The following is a 16,806-nucleotide window of genomic DNA, read 5'->3' as shown; positions in this document are numbered from 1 at the left end:
CCCCCAGACGTAATCTATGACGTAGGTCACTTTATTTGTACGTGCGTTTCGGTGATCGAGCTACGACCAACTCCTGACACACACTGTGCACCACTACTCAGCGAAGAGAGGCAGTCATGAGCTCCACGACGGACACCAAGGCAACCGTATCCGCAGCAGGCGAAGGCAAGACCGACATCACCACGAAGTCGGATTCCGTGCTCGTCAGCTCGCAGGGCCGCACCACCATTGCCGATACCGTCGTCTCGAAGATCGCCGGCATCGCCACCCGTGAGGTCCAGGGCGTACATGCCGTCGGCGGCGGAGCGAGCCGCGCGATCGGTGCCCTGCGCGAGCGTATCCCGGGTGCCCGCGTCAACCAGTCGCAGGGCGTCTCGGTCGAGGTCGGCGAGCGTCAGGCAGCGGTCGACATCGACATCGTCGCCGATTACGGCGTCTCGATCGCAGACCTCGCAGCAGGCATTCGTCGCAACGTCATCAACGCCGTCGAGCGCATGACGGGCCTCGAGGTCACCGAGGTCAACATCGTCGTTCACGACATCTACCTGGACGACGGCTCGGACGAAGAGGAGACCACCGAGACCGCCTCCACCCGAGTGCAGTGACCGACCCGAACCCGACGGACCGTGACAAGTCCGAGGACATCGCCGACGCCGTACAGGCGATCGACGGTGTCGTCGGACTGCACGGCGGCATGTTCGGCGAGGCTGCGACCTATCTACCCGGACGCCGCGTCGCCGGCATCCGGATCGCAGACGACGGCACCGAGGTACACGTCACTCTCCAGTTCGGCTACGCCGTACGGGAGACCGCCGAGGCAGTGCGTAGCACCGTCGCGGCAATGGTCGACGGGCCCGTGCACGTCACAGTCGAGGATGTCGTGCGGGTCTGAATTGTGCGAGTCTGACCAGGTGAACGAGCATTCAGCGCACGACCGGGCCGCCGAGTACAAGGCGGCCCGGCGCGCTGTGGCCCGAGAACACCACCCCGACATCGGTGGTGATCCCGCCCGGTACATGGCAGAGCTCGCGGAAGTCGACCGCCGGTTCGCCGTACTTCCGTCGACTCCGATCAACACTGCCAGCGCACCGACAGCGTTCCGCTCGTCCTCGGTACCGACGCCACTGCGCACACTGCCGAAACGCATCGCCCGGCTCCGCAAACGCATCACTCGACGCAACTACTTCGACATCTGAACCCTCGACATCCGACACCTCGGATTCCGAACACTCTGACTGGAGATCAAGACCATGACCACTGCAACCATCGGTTTGTTCGTGGGACTTCTGCTGGCCATCGCCGCAGCAGCCGGCGGCTTCACCGGCTTCCTCATCGCCATCGTCCTCGGCGGACTCGGTTTCTTCGTCGGCCGCTACATCGACGGTGAACTGGATCTGAACTCGATCATGCGTGGTCGCGGTCGTGACTGACACAGCAGCAGCCCCCACGACCCCCGGGACACCGGCAGCAACCCCGGGGTCACTCGCGGACCCCGGCGATCGCGGTTCCCTGGAGATCAAGCACAAGGCAGTCGAACGCCTGGCCGTTCTGGCGGCCCGCGGCACCGACTCCGTCACCGACCGCCAGCCCGGACTGCACCTCCTCGGTGGGCGTGATCTGCCGAAGGCCGATGTGACGGTCACCGGCGAGCGCGTGCGAGCGAAGGTCTCCGTCGGAGTCACCTGGCCCTCACCGTTGGCGAAAGTGGCTGCGAACGTTCGCGCCGCCGTGGCCAGAGACCTGTCCGAACTCGGCATCTACACCGTCGACCGAGTCGACGTGACCGTCGAATGCATACCGGCCGAGCCCACCAGCGAAGAAGGGAGAGTGCAGTGACAGAGCAAGCAAGCAAGAAGCCGGTGGCCAACCCCACCGCAGCTGTTCCGGCCGTCCTGTTCGCTCTCGTTCTCATCGCCGCCGGAGTCGTACTCGGCCGCGAGGCGCTGCTGAAGCTGGGCGCTCTCGACGGCTCCGAGTGGGTCGGCCCGGCCGCATCGAACCTCGACGGGCTCACCGCTCAGCAGTGGATGCTGCCCGCAGGTATCGCCGCCGTCGTCATCGGATTCGTTCTCGTGTTCGTGGCAATTCGCCCACGTCGTCGCACCCACCGTGCTCTCAACGAGCAGGGCGTCTGGCTTCGTAAGGGCGACGTCGCTGCCGTCGCGCGATCTGCCGCCCTCGACAGTGTCGGCGTCGACACCGCGTCCGCCAAGGCAGGCAACAAGAAGGTCACCGTCGCCGTATCCACCGTGGCCGGTACCGACACCTCGGCTCTGAAGTCCGCGGTCGTGACGTCCGTGGACGACGCCCTCCGCCCACTCGCGTCGGCGCCCAAGGTGCGCACCCGAGTGCGCACGACAGGACAGGCCTCATGAAAGGACAGCAGCTGTGAAACGTGCAACCGCATCGCTCGACCGCACCGGCACAGCCGTCGTCGGGCTGGCTCTGATCGCTCTCGGCGGCGGAGCCATCGCGTGGGAACGCGGCGAGCTTCCCGGCCGTGAGCGGCTGGACGCCGCGTTCGTCGACACCGCCGTCGACGCCGCTTGGTGGCCCTGGGCTCTCGGCGCAGCCGCTGTCGTGCTGATCCTGCTGGGTCTGTGGTGGTTGCTCGCGCACCTGCCGCGCCGATCGGTCGGGACCGTGGCCTTCGGATCCACATCGGCCGACGTCATGAACGTGGACGGAGAGCAGGTCGACGGCAGGCTCAGCGTCGACCTCGGCACCGCCGCCCGTAGTGCAGCCAAGTCGCTGGCAGGTCACGATGGAATCGTCTCGGCCTCCGGTCGCTCTGTCTCGGACAGGGGACAGCGCGTGGTCGAGATCGTCGCGACGCTCGACCCGGCCGTCACGTCCCTCGAGCAGGTGTCGGGTGCCGCAGCACGGACCCGTGACGACATCGTGACCTCACTCGACGGAACTCCAGCCAAGGTGCGAATTCTGTTGCAGTGCGGCAAGTCTCGCAAGCAGTCGGCGCGCGTCAGCTGACTCCGGAGAACTCGATCTCCCCGATCAGACCGTGGTGGTCCGATCCCGGGAGGTCGATTCTTTCCAGTGATCGGGCGTGCCCGGAATTGGTGAGAATGTGGTCGATGCCGACGACGGCCGGAGTGCCCTTGTCCGTGGGATAGGTCGGTATCAGCCCCATCCCCAATTGTGCTGCAGCGTCGGCATATCCGGCATCGAGTAGGTTCCTGAACTTCTTGTGCGAATACGTGGTGTTGAAATCACCGCTGACGATGACGGGGCCGCTCGCAGACACCGCCTCGAGATCGCTACGGAGCGTGTCCAATTCGGCGGTCCAGATATCGGCCGGGGTGACGTATGCCGGGCCGGGATGGACGGCCAGCAGCGTCACTGGCTCCGATCCGGGAACGTCGACGGAGGTGGCCAAGTTCACCGGACCGAAGCCATCCAGTTCGCGGTTGTCGGACAGCGGTGTGCGACTGTAGATTCCGGCACCTCCACCACCCGTCGGCAACGCTCGCAGGTAGCTGTACGGAAAGAGTTGCTCCATGCCGGCATCCCGCAGCCCGAGCACCGACGCATCGGTCAGCTCTTGGATCGTCACGACGTCGACGGCGTTGTCGCGTGCCGATCCGACGACGACCGACGGATCGGCGCTGCCCACCATCAGGTTGGCCTGCATCACCCGCAGCCGGACGGCATCGCCGCTCGCCTCGTCCTGAGATGCCGCGTCGGCCACGTACAGAGGTGCGTACGCCACTGCGGCTGCTGCCAACACGACCGCCGACACCGCCGCCAGAATCCATTGCCTACCGATCAGCGCGACGACGGCACCGACCACGACAGCGACGAGCATCAGGGGAACGAACGATGCCAGCGCGATCAGAACATTGATGCGGGTGTCGGTGTAGTACGCCCCCATCGCTACCAGTCCGGTGACGATGCCCAGCGTCGCGATCGTTCCGGTGAGAATCCGTACCCAGGTTCGCTGCATCGCACCGAGAGTAGCTACGCCCTGACGCCGACGGTCAATGCTCGGACGGTTGTCCAGGTCAGAGACATCAAGCCCCGTACAGCCGCGAACGAGAACGCCGTCGACCACACCGTTCTGGTCGCCGGTTCGGCAACAGGAAGGCCGGCAAAGCGATCGGCCAGCCAGTCGAGGGTCAGGGGCGCACTGAGCGGATGCAGCGACAGGTGCTCGCTCAGCCGATCTCGCAGGTAGGTGACGTGTGCGCCGGCTTCGAGATACCGATCGACCTGGCCGTCGACGTCGTCGACGGCAATGATCTGGTCGTGCACGGCCTGCACGACCAGCAGCGGCACCGACGGCGCAGTGCGACCGGGCTGGATGTCCTGGAACACCTGCACGATCTCGGGTAGGGCGAGCAGGTCGGCGAGCGGAATGTCGATGTAGTTGTCGAGATCGTGCCGAGCCAGCCGCCTGACGGCGCGAACGGTCGTCATCGATTCGACGGAATCGAGAATGCGCATTCCGTCCTCGCTCACGTACTGACGCACCACACGATCGAGATCGGGGTAGGTGCGCCGCAGCCCCGCGACAACAAGCGTCGGCAGAGCCGCGTGCAGCGTCGCGTTGAGCCTGGTGAACGCAGAACCCGGATCGCCGACGGGGGAGCCGAGGGCGGCACCGACGAGCTCGAGCTCCGGTGCGTATTCGGGGGCCATCTCCGCGGCCCACGACGTCGCGAGCCCGCCGCCCGAATATCCCCACAATGCGACGGGTGTGCTCTCGTGCAGTTCCAACGACTCGAACGACAGCGCCGCGCGGATCGCGTCGAGTGTGCAGAATCCTGGTTCCTGCGGCGACCCCCAATGTCCGTCCGGTCCCTCGTGGTCGGGGATCGAGATGGTCCATCCGCGGCGCAGGGCATGCAGAACCAGCAGAAACTCGAACTGGGGAACTGCGCCGAGGGCCTTCGAGCCGCGTCGAAGCGCGTAGGACGGGAAGCACGAGGACGCGACGCCGTCGATGGCGCACTGGTACGAGAGCAACACCGGTTCGGCATTCTGCGGCCGCAGCACCGTCGTCACACTGGCCTGCGGTACACCGCCCAGACCGGCGGTGCGGTACAGCAGCTGCCATGCGTCGACTCGCTGTCGCACGTGGCCGAACATCGCGACCTCGACAGGCCTCACCTTGAGAATCGTCCCCGGTAGAGCCGCTTCGTAGCCCTCGGGCGCGGCGTAGAACGGGTCGTTTTCCGGCCTGGTTGCATCCTCGCAGCTCGGCCATTGTTCTACCGGCCAGGACTGTTCGTCCGCCATCGATCTGTCGACGCTCATATCCCACCGCTTCTTGTCCGAGTCTCTTCGTCACACTAACTTGCCCTGAACGGCCCCTTTTCATGCAGCCTGCTGCCAGTTGGTGATCAGAACGTCGGTCGCGTAGCTCAGGTCGAGGCCTTCCCCGCCCCAGTTCGGGACAATGGCGTCGGGTTCGATGTGCTGATATTGCCGCCGGAGGACCTCCGCATCTCCGGACAACGCCGGCGCGTGAACCATCTCTCCTCCCGATGGGTGCCGGAACGTGAATCGTTGGTGGCCGAGGGATTCGATGAGGAAGTAGCCGTCGTGCAGTGCTCGATGGTGTTCGCCGCACAGCAGGACCAGGTTGTCGAGCGACGTCGCACCTCCCCGCGAGCGGTAGGTGACGTGGTGAGCATGCAGAAACCGGGTGCGCCCGCACCCGGGCACCGAGCAGCATCGATCGCGAATGATCAACTGACGCAACTGGGTTCGACTCGGAGCTTTGGCCGTGGTACTCCACCGCACAGTTTTTCCCAGCCGGCCGTGACCGACGACTCGCATGACCGACGAACACAACACCTGGGCGAGAGTTTCGTCGTCCAGACCAGGTCCGTCGTCGAAATGAGCATGATCGCACCCTGCTTCGCTGCTGTCTCCGAGGTGTACCAACACTTCCGCGGCAGGTGAGACGACCGGAGAATCGATGGCGTCACACACCATCTCCGCCATTGCGACGAGCGCAGGAACGGGGTTCGGCGGTGCCGGGGCCGCCCGGTCACCCTCGGATTCCACCTCCGTGCGAGTGCGCTCGTACTCGGCCCTGGTCACCGCGGCCAGAAATCGCTTGCCGTCCTCGGGCCGAAAGCGCGCCGTCACCACGAGCGAGCCGTCCTCGTCGTCCCAGCGCCACCGACCCACACACGGATCGAGGTGGACACCGTTGCCCCTGGTCGGCCGCATCGCCTTCTTCAGACCACGGCAGAGACGTTCGATGTGCGCGGCGGGTGCATCGAGCGCCTTCTGCAACAGTGACGCTTCGTTGTCGGCAGTAGCGACACGGGTCATTGCGCGCACCTTCGAGTACGACACCGTGCCGCTCAGGTACGCAGAGGTGATCAGGGGCAGCTCTCGCATCGCCTTGGCCACCCGCACCTGCTCACGGGCAGTGTGCAGATCGACTCCCGCGCGCCAGGACAACCAGTGCGCACAGGACCTCGTCTCCCACGCGGCCCACCCACGTCGAGCATCGAACTCACCGACCAGGATCAGATACTGCGCAGATGCAGCCGCGATCTGGCCCGCCAGCGCGCATATCTCCGTCTCGATGTCTGCAATCTCGACCATGAATGCCCCCACTCGTCGAATGTATGTTCGACGACAGTACGACGAGGCACCGACAAGAACGGCGGGAAACCGACGCACCCGTCCCCGCGGGGACGTCGTCGGGGTTGCTTTCTCGCCCACGGGCCCGATACTGAGCATCAGATGCTGGATCCGACGGAAAGTGGGTGTAGCCATGAGCGGTTCGGACACCTGGGGCATCCCCAGCACAGACTTTCTCCGCTGGTACCTGCTCGCGGCCGTTCTCGCGATACTCCTGACGATGGCGGGGAACTGGATTGCCGCTCACCGATCGACCCCGGTGACGTCGGCGGGGCGCGTGCTCACACCCCCCGAAGTAGGTGTGCTCACCAGCGACTCCCAGGCGGTGATGGCGTCGTTGGCCATACTTCGCGGTGCCGAGATCATCGACTCGCAAGGAAGGAAGCGCCGCGAGCTGAGCGCCACCGAGCGCACCCAACTGGATTGGTTCACCCGCACCGTCCTCGAACGACTCGGTAGCGGTAAAGCACCCCTGGTTCGCTCCCGACTGGTGGCGAACATGTCCGGCACATGCGCGCAACTGCGGAGCACTCTCGTCGACGAGGGTCTGCTGCACGGCGCACGCGGCTCCGCTGTCACACGGGTATTCCCGGTGCTCTTCGTCATCGCAGTCGGAATTGCCCGCATCGTCGCCGGCACCGCGAACGGCAAGCCCGTCTGGTTTCTCGTCGCGATCGTGCTCGTCCTGTTCGCGGCGGTGCCGGTTCTGCTTCGTCGACGCCGTCGGACAGCTGCGGGCGATACCGAACTACGCCGGCTCCGCGCCGAGAACGACTACCTTTCACCCCGCGCGCGACCGTCCTTCACCGCCTACGGGCCGACTCGTGCCGGAATGTCTGCAGCCATTTTCGGAGCAGGGGCCCTGCTGATGCTCGATCCGGCGATGGCCGGTGCACTCAGCTACGGCACCTCCCAGGCCGGTGGGGCCGCGTCGTTCGGCTTCGGCGGCGACAGCGGAGTCAGCGGAGGCGACGGCGGCAGTAGCAGTTGCGGCGGTGGCGGTGGGGGATGCGGCGGCGGAGGGTGTGGAGGTTGAACATCGACACAGTGCCCGTCGGGCTCGGAATCGGTTGGCGCTCGGAGATATCCGGCATCGTCTCGGAACTCCCGGGGCTGGCGTTCTGCGAGGTCATCGCCGAATCGATCGGTGAGCAGGCACCCGATCGCCTCGTCACCTTGGGAGTTCCCGTCGTCACGCACGGAATCTCGTTGTCCTTGGGCGGTGCCGAGCCGGTGGAACAGCACCGTATCGACCGACTGGCACGAGTGGCATCCATGCTCGGATCCCCGCTGGTGAGCGAGCACATCGCCTTCGTCCGCGCCGACGGCATCGAGGCCGGTCATCTGCTTCCGGTACCACGCACCCACGAAGCCCTGACGGCGCTCGCACGAAACATCGCACGAACGCAGGATGGTGTGCCGGTTCCGCTGGCGGTGGAAAACATTGCAGCCCTATTCGATTGGCCGGAAGACCAATTGACCGAGAGTGAGTTCCTGGCAGAACTCGTCGAGCGGACCGGCGTGAGCCTGGTGCTCGACATCGCCAACGTGTACGCGAACGCACTCAATCGAGGCCGCGACCCGTGGACCGAACTCGAACGCCTGCCGCTGGATCGAATTGCCTACTGCCACATCGCCGGTGGCACGGTCCGTGGCGGCATCTATCACGACACCCACACTGCGCCCGTGCCCGACGAAGTCCTCGAATTACTACGGACCTTTGCGACGGCTGGGCATCGCACGCCCCTGATGCTCGAGCGCGACGGTCACTATCCACCCGAGGCCGAGCTACTCGCAGAACTGGATGCGATCGCGGATGCCGCGGGACTCGATCGCATCACCGGGGTACGGACGTCCGGGTACGCGAGGTGAACGACGACCTGGCGCGCCGTCAAGAAGAGTTGGTGCGCGCTCTCGTGGCAGGTGGGCCACTGCCCGCCGAATTCGATTCTGCGACAGTGGACACTGTCCGAGCGGCGTTGCTGAACAAACGAGCGGCCGAGATCGCAGCACACTATCCGGCACTGCCCTCGGCGTTGGGCGACCGATACGAAATGTTGTTCCGCCGATGGGCGTCGAACCGCCACAAGGTGTCGACGGCCGAGGATGCCGAGGCCTTCTACCGAGCCATGGAACAGGAAGGGGAACTCGCCGCCACACATCCGGGACGGGTCGGGCAGCGAATGCCATACATGGCCGACGCACCCAACCCGCTCGCGCGCTTTCGCAGTCCGCTGCGCAGCACGTGGTTGACGTCGGTGTTCGGCGCGGTGCTGCTCGTTGCGCTGCCGATCGTGATTCTGACGGGCCTACTGTCCTACAGCGCGTACGGGCCGCAGTTCGGCCAGGCCAAACCAGGTGCCGTCGGGTGGTTGCGCTTACCGTTCTTCGACTGGCCGACGAACCCGGCCTGGCTGTACCAGCTGACGCAGGGCCTGCACGTCGGGCTGGGCCTGATCATCGTCCCGCTCGTGATCGCCAAGCTCTGGTCGGTGATGCCCAAGCTCGTCGAACTGCCGCCGGTACGGTCGCCGGCACATGCACTCGAACGACTGTCGCTGCTGGCACTCGTCGGAGGCCTGCTGTTCGAGATCGTGACCGGCGTGCTGAACATCCAGTACGACTACGTGTTCGGCTTCGACTTCTACGCCGCTCACTACTTCGGTGCCTGGGTTTTCATCGCCGGATTCCTGGTGCACCTCGGCCTCAAGGTGCCGCTGATGTGGCGGACCCTTCGATCGGAATCGTTGATGGACGTCCTGCGCGCCCGCAACGAAGCGCCGAGCCGGCCACACCAGACCATGAGCCGACGCGGTGCGATCGGATTGGTCGCCGCCGGAATGGGTTTCGTGGCCGTGTTGACGGTGGGGCAGACCGTCGGCGGCGTCCTACGCAAGGCAGCAATTCTCCTTCCGCGGGGACGTTCGTACGGCGACGGGCCCAACGACTTTCAGATCAATCGCACTGCCGAGGCGGCCGGGGTCACCGAAGAACAGACGGGCGCAGACTGGACACTGTCCGTCGAAAGTACTTCGGAGAACATGGAACCGGTGGTTCTCTCCCGCGGCAGGCTGCTGTCGATGACTCAGCACACCGCCGAACTTCCCATCGCCTGTGTCGAAGGATGGTCGACCACGCAGAGTTGGACGGGCGTTCCGTTGGCCGAACTCGCAGCATTGGCAGGTGTACCCGCACCCAGGTCCGCGGAAGTCATCTCGATAGAACAGGGTGGCCCATTCGGTCGTGCTGTGCTGCAGGGTAATCAAGCGCTCCATCCCGATTCACTGTTGGCATTGAAAGTCAACGGCGTCGATATCTCGCTCGATCACGGCTACCCGGCACGCGTCATCGTTCCCGCGCTTCCCGGTGTGCACAACACCAAGTGGGTGGCGCGCATCGTGTTCCGTTCGTGACTTTGCAAAACCGCCCGGATGGTCGAGAATCTTTCATCGGTGGCCCGCGGGGCTGCCGACGAAGGAATGCTCCTTCGCCTGGACGAGTCCAAAAGGTCATGCCACGATGCACGCACTATCTCGAGGCCTTCTCGCCGCGGGTGCAGCCCTCACGCTGATGCTCGCCGCGGGCTGTTCGTCGTCCGACGCCGGCACCGCCGTTGCCGCAGACACCACCGCCTCCAGCAGCTCCGCAGCCCCCACCACCACCGACAACGTGTCCGGCCAGGAAGGCATCGACGCCGGTGGCTCCACCGACATCGACGTCGAGATCGGCCAGTGCGTCAAGCTCGGTGGCACGATGACGGCCGCCGAAATCGACAACGCCGAATGCGGCAGCATGGAGTCCAACTACAAGGTCATCGCCAAAGCCGCAGAGAACGAGCAGTGCCCCACCGACGTCAATCAGACGTACTACGAGACTCTGAACGGTGTCGAGCAGGGCGCACTGTGCCTCGACGTCGACTGGGTGATCGACGGCTGCATGAGCGTGCCGAGTACCGGAATGGACGAGCCCGCCCGCGTCGATTGCGCAGACCCCAGCGCGACGAGCGTCGAGAAGGTCACCGAGATCAAGACCGGTACCGCGGACCCCAACGACTGCCCCGAAGGCGGATTCGCCTACGAAGCACGGCAATTCGTCGTCTGCACCACGACGGTGGCCTAGCCTCGAGTCGCCGTCATCATCTGCGTGACGTACTGATAATCCAGGTGGCCGTGGCTGTCGATAGCCGCATGAACCGCTCGGAGCACTTCCTGCCGACGTGTGTCGGTGAGAATCAGGTGACTCGAGTACGTCGCGGCCATGGCGCAGAATTCGTCCGCGGAGTAACGCTGAACCCACTCGTACGTCGACGTGGACCAGGGGCCGAAGCCGGCCGCGCGGGGTACCGCGGTCTCGGATTGCACGCCGAGGGAGTGCGCCAACAGCGGTGCGGCGTCCGGCTCGGTGGCGATGTACGCAGCGCGTACCGACTCCCACACCGGGCCGTCGAGCTGACCGGGCATGTTCCACCACAACCGAAGTGATCCCCCGGGCACCAACGCACGAGCCGCCACCGCGGCTCCTCGACCGGGGTCGACCCAGTGCCACGCTTGAGCGGCCACGACGACGTCGAACGATGAAGGCGCGCCGACGAAGTCCTCGAACCGGGAGACCTGAACATCGACGTCCATGTTCTCGGTGCGGCGTCGGATCACCTCGGCCATACCCGAATCCGGCTCGACCGCAACCACCGAAGCGCCGCGTTCGGCCAACGCGACGGTGGCTTTTCCGGTGCCGGCTCCCGCTTCCAACACGCGGGTCGCACCGCCGGCAAGAACATCCGTGTACAGCGCCGCCGGGTATCCAGGGCGAGCCCGGTCGTACTCCTCGGCGACTCTGCCGAAGCTCAATCCGCGGGGTCGTTCCGGCTCGTCCGTCACGTTAGCCAGAGTACCGATTATTCGGGACTACCGATGTTCGGCCGATTCCAGCTGCGACCGCAATGTGGACTCGGTGTGCCGAATCGCCTGCCCGACGACGGGCTCCACGACGGCCCCGAGAACTTTGCCGGCGATGCCCCCGGGCAGGCTGTAACGGAAGATGACATCGAGGCGGGTCCGGCCCTCATCCAGGTCCGTGAAAGACCAGGTCGAGGAGTTTGACAGGCCTTCGACCGATTCGAGCGTGAGTCGCTCGTTCTCGACCCATTCGGTGACGCGGACTATCGAATTCAACGATTTGGGGCCGATCTGCATGGTTGCGTCGTATGTCGCCCCGAGACCGGAGGTGGTCTCACTCCTCGGCTCGAACCGCGTGATCCCGAACATCCACCGCGGGACGTTTCGATAGTCGTCGAGGTAGGCGAAAGCCGCATCGCGGGGTGTCGACGCGACCGCCGAATGGTTTATCTCACGCATTCCACCGACACTAATACACGCGACGGCGTGTTACACATAGATTGACGTCGGCTTCTACCGGCGGACGTAGCCCGCCTGCTTGTCCACCACATTGACCAGGGACTCGTTCCGCCGGTACCTATCGAGATTGTCCTCGAACAGCGTCCACAGCCGATCGGCGAAGTCGTCGGCGTCACCGGCCAGATGCGCCGTCAGAATCACGTTGTCGAGCTCCCACAGCGGACTCGACGCCGGAAGTGGCTCGACCTCGAAGACATCCAACACAGCCCATCCGATCGCCCCGGAATCCAACGCCTCACACAAGGCCTGTTCGTCGACAACGGGACCACGGGCAATGTTGACCAGCCCCGCGTCGTGACGCATCGCCCCGAGCACCTCTGCATTCACGAGCCCGCGAGTCTTCTCGGTCAGCGGCGCGGACAGCACCACCACGTCGTATTCACCTGCGTAGGACGGTAACTCGTCCACCGAACGAACTCTCTCGAACTCCGCATCTCCCGGCCGCTCGGATGTACCGGCCGCGTCGACACGCATGCCGAGTGCACCGAGAACGCGACCGATGGCGCGGCCGATCGAACCCGGACCGACGACCAGCACCCTTCGATTGTGGATTCCACTGGTGAGGCGATGTTCCCAGACCCGTTCGCGTTGCCGCCGAAGCGCTTCGGGCAGCTTCTTCATCGACGCCAGAACGCCCGCAGCGACGTATTCGGCGATCGCACGATCGAGAATGCCGCCGGAGTTGGTCAGCACCCACGGACTGTCCCGCAGCACCGGATCCAGCACCCGATCGACCCCGGCGCTCGACACGTGAATCCAGCGAAGCTTGTCGGCGCGCGGCCACACATCCTGCAGGTCGACTGCCTCGAACGTGCGAAACAGTAGAACCTCCGCCCACGACACCGCATCGACGAGTTCGGGGATCGTGCAGCTCCGGAAGTGGACTCCGCCGATCGACGGGAAGGCCTTTCGGTCCGAATCACTCTCGACCACGAGCACATTGATCACGGGACAAAGATAGCCTCTGGTCCATGAGCGAGAATCGGGACCGGATGTTGCGCGGCGAACTCTATCGAGACAATGATCCCGACTTGGTGGCGTCTCGGGTGTCGTGTGGAAGCTGCTCGACAGATTCAACGCAACCGAGGCGGACCAGGACGCAGAAAGACGTGAACTGCTCGGCGAACTACTTGGTTCCATCGGAACGGACTCGTGGATCATGCCGCGCTTCCAATGCGACTACGGCACATACATTTCCATCGGGTCCAACAGCTTTCTGAACTACGACGCCATTCTGTTGGACTGCGCGCCCATCACCATCGGGAACGACGTCTCGATCGGTCCACGGGCCCAGCTACTGACGGCGCTGCATCCCATGGAGGACCACGATGCTCGTCGATCTCGTTGGGAGAGCGCCCTTCCCATCACCATCGGAGACAATGTCTGGCTCGGCGGAGGCGTCATCGTCTGTCCCGGAGTCACGATCGGAGAGAACTCGGTGATCGGAGCCGGAAGTGTCGTCACCCGCGACGTACCGCCGCATACGTTCGCTGCAGGCAACCCGTGTCGGGCGATCCGCGCACTACCGTGAGATCACCGAGTTCAGGATTCTGTCGGAGTCACGAACCAGCGTGCCGACTGCCATTCGCGCGCCCCACCACATCCCCAGCCAGCCGATCGCTACGGCCACCGGGATGGACAGATACGCCCACGCTCCCGGAAGGAGCAGTGCGAGAAGCAGTGCGGGCACGACCGACACGGCCAGGACCACTATCCCGAGGATGAGGAATACGAATGCATTTCCGGTGAACGACCCCCGGGTGTTCATCGAAAACGACTTCGTAGCTTCGGGCACCGGGTAGGCACCGCGTACGGAGTTCACGGCGGTCAGACCGGCGCTGACTCCGAGCATCGAGATCGTCACGGCGACAGGGATCTCCAGTCGGTCGAGCCCGAGATCTCCGAACACTCGAACCACCACGACCGGCACGATCGCGAACGGGGTCGCGACCAGCAACCAGGCGATCTGCCGACCACGGATGTCGTCGGGGAGGGCCTGCGGAATCATCACCAGGTGCCACATCGAACCGCCGTCGAGACCGTACGAATTCGATCCCGCACCCATCGCCATGAAGATCGCGATCCACGCACCCCAGGCTGCGCTGAACGGAATCGAGTCGGTCACCAGCGGGCCGATGCCGGCCAGCACTGCGAAAATCAGCACCGACAGCAGCTGACTCCGACGACGCATGTCACCGCGCCACAGGGACAGCTCTCGCGTCACTACCGCCCCGACGCGCGTTGCCCGCCACCCTGTTGCACCGTCGCGCCCCTTCTCTGCCGTCTGCTTACGGGTCGATCCCGACGACGTCGAGACACGTCCCTCGAAGTGGCGTAGAACCAGTCGCTGCCAGGCCCACACCAGTGCGACGTCCAGCAGCAGCAATCCCACCACCGCGCCGATCGCCAACAGCCACTTGCCCTCCAGCACAGCATCGACGCCGGTGATGCCCCAGCCGAAGGGAATCGAATGGGCCAGTGTGAGCGGCCACGTCACCTCACCCGACAGCACACGATCGAGATTCTGCGTGATGGGGAACTGCAGGAAGTACAGGCCTCCGAAGACAGCGCCGAACGCCAGCAACGCGAATTCGCGGCTGCGGCGACTCTTGAGTAGTTGCGACATGGCCAGCGTCACCACCCGCGACAGCGTCACGAAGAACACCACCGTCGCGGGCCAGGCCACGAGCGCCAGAGGCACTGCGGCAACCGACCGCGACAGAGCGTAGATCGGAATGGACGCCGTCGCGACGACCGTCAGCGGAACCACCATGCCGATCACCGACGTGGTCAGCAGTGCACGGGCCAGTCGCGCAGGATCGACGGACAGCAATTGGAAGTGGCGGGGCTGGATGTTGTCGTCGGAGATACCCGACAGCACCGGGAAGAGCACCCAACTCAGGCCCGTCAGGGTCAGTCCGAGGCTTGCGGTGCCGCCCACCAATACCTGCGACGCGCCGGTTCGGGCCGCCATCACGCATGCGAGAACCGCGAGGGCCAGCCCCAGCAACCCGAACACGGTCTTGACCACTGCTTGTCCGCCCTTGAACTGCCTGCGGTAGAGCGTGATTCGCATCTGCAGGACGGTGCGACCGACCGACTTCACGAGCGCATCCAGGACAAGCCGTCCGGGTTCTGGTCTCGGGATCCGACGAGGCGCACGAAGGCGTCGTCGAGGGTGCCACCGGCGCGGACGTCGTCGACCGTTCCCGCCGCCACGACTCGACCACCGGTGATGACACCGACGTGGGAGCACAGCCGTTCCACGAGGGCCATGACGTGACTGGACAGAATCACCGAGCCACCGGAGCGAACGAACTGAATCAGGATGTTGCGGATCGTCGTGGACGAGATGGGATCGACGGCTTCGAAGGGCTCGTCCAACACCAAGAGGCGAGGCCCGTGCAACAGCGCCGACGCCAGTCCGATCTTCTTGGTCATTCCGGCGGAATAGTCGGCGATGACGGTTCCGCCGGCATCGGCGAGACCCAACGCGTTCAGTAGCTCGTCGCGACGTTGCGCGATGACGTCCTCCGGCATCGCGCGCAGTCGACCGATGTAGGTCAGGAGCTCGTGGCCGGTGAACTGGGAAGGCAATGTCAGTCCGTCGGGTAGCACGCCGAGCAGCTCCTTCGCCGCTATCGGATCGGCCCAGACGTCACGCCCGAAAACGAGGCTTCGGCCGTACTGCGGTCTGAGCAGCCCGACCGCCATGGACAGACATGTCGTCTTACCAGCACCGTTGGGGCCGACCAACCCGAACATCGACCCGGGCGGAACCATCAACGACAGGTCGTCGACCGCAATCTTCGGGCCGAAGGCCATGCACATGTGCTCGAGCAGCAAAGCGGGAGGATTCGTTTGCACGGGTAACAGACTAACCGGTATGGGCGTTTTCGTCATGCGCTACGAACCGACTGCACCGGTACCATCTGGGCATGAATCGCACCGCAGTGGTCACCGGAGCTTCGTCGGGCATCGGAAGGGCCGTCGCGTCGGCGCTGGTCGCCCGCGGCTACCGAGTTATCGGCACTTCTCGGAATCCGGATTCGATGACCTCCGATCAACGGGCAGCAGGCGTCGAGTATCGCGCTCTCGATCTCACCGATTCCGCGTCGATCACCGCATTCGTGACCGAACTCGGCGCCGTCGATGTTCTGGTCAACAATGCCGGAGAGAGCCAGTCCGGGCCCTTCGAGGAACTGCCGACCGACGCCATCGAGCGATTGTTCCAATTGAACGTGTTCGGCGCAGTGACGCTGTCGCAGAACGTCATTCCCGGCATGCGTGAGCGCGGGTACGGCCGCATCGTCATGGTCGGGTCGATGCTTGCGAGCTTTCCGCTCGCCTACCGCTCCTCGTACGCGTCGACGAAAGCAGCCATCAAGGGCTTCTCCGACGCCGCGCGGCTGGAACTCTCTCCGTTCGGCGTGTGGATGACCACCGTGGAGCCGGGATCGATCAACACCGGAATCAGCGAACGACGCACCAAGTACATCGCCGCGGATTCGGTCCACCGAGACGACTTCCACACAGCGATCTCGTCATTGGATCGAAAGGAGGGAACCGGAATCTCCGCCGAGGACGTCGCCGAAGTAGTACTGAAGGCCATCGAGGCCGACAAGCCGAAACCCTTGTACGCCAGAGGAAGCAACGCACCGGTCGTGTTTCTGGCGCGACGGTTGCTGCCGGCGACATTCATGGAGAAGACGATTGCGAAGATGTTCGGGTTGAAGAGATAGTTTGAACCCCTGACCTGGTGGAATACAGC

At 64.7% G+C, this 16,806-nt stretch carries 20 protein-coding genes and 1 pseudogene; 13 read left to right on the top strand and 8 right to left on the bottom strand.

The genetic code is table 11. The annotated features are described in order from the left end of the window. Positions 1-116 precede the first annotated feature (116 nt). Genes CH266_RS22375 through CH266_RS22345 form a run of 7 tightly spaced genes read left to right on the top strand, consistent with a single transcriptional unit; the run spans position 117 to position 2,988 of the window. Entirely contained in the window at positions 117-605 is a 489-nt protein-coding gene (locus CH266_RS22375) for an Asp23/Gls24 family envelope stress response protein (RefSeq protein WP_027495128.1), read from the top strand. Further along, complete coding sequence (locus CH266_RS22370; protein WP_027495127.1) at positions 602-892, top strand: Asp23/Gls24 family envelope stress response protein; 291 nt, start codon at positions 602-604, stop codon at positions 890-892. Before CH266_RS22375 ends, CH266_RS22370 begins: the two co-directional genes overlap by 4 nt. 19 nt (positions 893-911) lie before the next feature. Continuing rightward, positions 912-1,196, top strand: coding sequence for a hypothetical protein (locus CH266_RS22365; protein ID WP_176457177.1), 285 nt, complete (start codon positions 912-914; stop codon positions 1,194-1,196). Positions 1,197-1,250: 54 nt separating this feature from the next. Then, the gene (locus CH266_RS22360) at positions 1,251-1,430 is read left to right on the top strand and encodes a hypothetical protein (RefSeq protein WP_027495126.1); all 180 of its coding nucleotides are present in this window, start codon (positions 1,251-1,253) and stop codon (positions 1,428-1,430) included. Beyond that, positions 1,423-1,836 (top strand): Asp23/Gls24 family envelope stress response protein, encoded by a 414-nt coding sequence (locus CH266_RS22355; RefSeq protein WP_176457182.1) that lies wholly within the window; start codon positions 1,423-1,425, stop codon positions 1,834-1,836. Before CH266_RS22360 ends, CH266_RS22355 begins: the two co-directional genes overlap by 8 nt. Continuing rightward, entirely contained in the window at positions 1,833-2,375 is a 543-nt protein-coding gene (locus CH266_RS22350; protein ID WP_052066670.1) for a DUF6286 domain-containing protein, read from the top strand. Before CH266_RS22355 ends, CH266_RS22350 begins: the two co-directional genes overlap by 4 nt. Positions 2,376-2,388: 13 nt before the next feature. Continuing rightward, the gene (locus tag CH266_RS22345; protein WP_094716225.1) at positions 2,389-2,988 is read left to right on the top strand and encodes a hypothetical protein; all 600 of its coding nucleotides are present in this window, start codon (positions 2,389-2,391) and stop codon (positions 2,986-2,988) included. On the opposite strand, the gene CH266_RS22340 is transcribed toward CH266_RS22345, so the two are convergent. From CH266_RS22340 to CH266_RS22330, 3 genes are read right to left on the bottom strand one after another with little or no spacing between them, the layout of a single operon-like run. Then, positions 2,981-3,961 carry an endonuclease/exonuclease/phosphatase family protein gene (locus tag CH266_RS22340; RefSeq protein WP_094716224.1) on the bottom strand — a complete coding sequence of 327 codons (981 nt, stop codon included), beginning with the start codon at positions 3,959-3,961 and terminating at the stop codon, positions 2,981-2,983. The genes CH266_RS22345 and CH266_RS22340 overlap by 8 nt on opposite strands. Before the next feature lie 14 nt (positions 3,962-3,975). Next, a complete protein-coding gene (locus CH266_RS22335; RefSeq protein WP_094716223.1) occupies positions 3,976-5,274 on the bottom strand; it encodes a lipase family protein in 1,299 nt (432 codons plus the stop codon). Positions 5,275-5,334: 60 nt separating this feature from the next. Continuing rightward, positions 5,335-6,582, bottom strand: coding sequence for an HNH endonuclease signature motif containing protein (locus tag CH266_RS22330; protein WP_176457181.1), 1,248 nt, complete (start codon positions 6,580-6,582; stop codon positions 5,335-5,337). Between the two features lie 172 nt (positions 6,583-6,754). Here CH266_RS22330 and CH266_RS22325 point away from each other — a divergent pair, with 172 nt between their 5' ends. The 4 genes from CH266_RS22325 to lppU all read left to right on the top strand — a co-directional run bounded on the left by CH266_RS22325 (position 6,755) and on the right by lppU (position 10,740). Continuing rightward, a complete protein-coding gene (locus tag CH266_RS22325) occupies positions 6,755-7,657 on the top strand; it encodes a TIGR04222 domain-containing membrane protein (RefSeq protein WP_094716363.1) in 903 nt (300 codons plus the stop codon). After that, on the top strand, positions 7,630-8,493 hold the full coding sequence (locus CH266_RS22320; RefSeq protein ID WP_094716221.1) for a DUF692 domain-containing protein: 864 nt from the start codon (positions 7,630-7,632) through the stop codon (positions 8,491-8,493). Before CH266_RS22325 ends, CH266_RS22320 begins: the two co-directional genes overlap by 28 nt. A gap of 311 nt (positions 8,494-8,804) precedes the next feature. Then, positions 8,805-10,034 carry a molybdopterin-dependent oxidoreductase gene (locus CH266_RS22315; protein WP_094716362.1) on the top strand — a complete coding sequence of 410 codons (1,230 nt, stop codon included), beginning with the start codon at positions 8,805-8,807 and terminating at the stop codon, positions 10,032-10,034. A gap of 106 nt (positions 10,035-10,140) precedes the next feature. Then, a complete protein-coding gene (gene lppU / locus CH266_RS22310) occupies positions 10,141-10,740 on the top strand; it encodes an LppU family putative lipoprotein (protein ID WP_032367706.1) in 600 nt (199 codons plus the stop codon). Here the strand turns inward: lppU and CH266_RS22305 are convergent. Genes CH266_RS22305 through CH266_RS22295 form a run of 3 tightly spaced genes read right to left on the bottom strand, consistent with a single transcriptional unit; the run spans position 10,737 to position 12,983 of the window. After that, positions 10,737-11,498 carry a class I SAM-dependent methyltransferase gene (locus CH266_RS22305; protein ID WP_176457180.1) on the bottom strand — a complete coding sequence of 254 codons (762 nt, stop codon included), beginning with the start codon at positions 11,496-11,498 and terminating at the stop codon, positions 10,737-10,739. The genes lppU and CH266_RS22305 overlap by 4 nt on opposite strands. Positions 11,499-11,525: 27 nt before the next feature. Continuing rightward, positions 11,526-11,975 (bottom strand): SRPBCC family protein, encoded by a 450-nt coding sequence (locus CH266_RS22300; protein ID WP_032367705.1) that lies wholly within the window; start codon positions 11,973-11,975, stop codon positions 11,526-11,528. A 54-nt stretch (positions 11,976-12,029) separates the two neighbouring features. Beyond that, positions 12,030-12,983 carry a D-2-hydroxyacid dehydrogenase gene (locus CH266_RS22295; RefSeq protein ID WP_094716219.1) on the bottom strand — a complete coding sequence of 318 codons (954 nt, stop codon included), beginning with the start codon at positions 12,981-12,983 and terminating at the stop codon, positions 12,030-12,032. A 23-nt stretch (positions 12,984-13,006) separates the two neighbouring features. Here CH266_RS22295 and CH266_RS22290 point away from each other — a divergent pair. After that, a pseudogene (locus CH266_RS22290) lies at positions 13,007-13,566 on the top strand (sugar O-acetyltransferase). Here the strand turns inward: CH266_RS22290 and CH266_RS22285 are convergent. Further along, positions 13,558-15,141 carry an ABC transporter permease gene (locus CH266_RS22285; RefSeq protein ID WP_094716218.1) on the bottom strand — a complete coding sequence of 528 codons (1,584 nt, stop codon included), beginning with the start codon at positions 15,139-15,141 and terminating at the stop codon, positions 13,558-13,560. The pseudogene CH266_RS22290 and the gene CH266_RS22285 overlap by 9 nt on opposite strands. Further along, positions 15,138-15,938, bottom strand: a complete 801-nt coding sequence (locus CH266_RS22280; protein WP_052056565.1) for an ABC transporter ATP-binding protein — start codon at positions 15,936-15,938, stop codon at positions 15,138-15,140. The genes CH266_RS22285 and CH266_RS22280 overlap by 4 nt, the downstream gene beginning before the upstream one ends. A gap of 35 nt (positions 15,939-15,973) precedes the next feature. Here CH266_RS22280 and CH266_RS22275 point away from each other — a divergent pair, with 35 nt between their 5' ends. Beyond that, complete coding sequence (locus CH266_RS22275) at positions 15,974-16,777, top strand: SDR family oxidoreductase (RefSeq protein ID WP_027495114.1); 804 nt, start codon at positions 15,974-15,976, stop codon at positions 16,775-16,777. Positions 16,778-16,806 lie beyond the last annotated feature (29 nt).

It is taken from the genome of Rhodococcus sp. 06-1474-1B, from assembly GCF_002258885.1.
Classification (GTDB): domain Bacteria; phylum Actinomycetota; class Actinomycetes; order Mycobacteriales; family Mycobacteriaceae; genus Rhodococcoides; species Rhodococcoides fascians.
The sequence above is the reverse complement of the archived record's forward strand: the minus strand, read 5'-3'. Positions and strand labels throughout refer to the sequence as shown.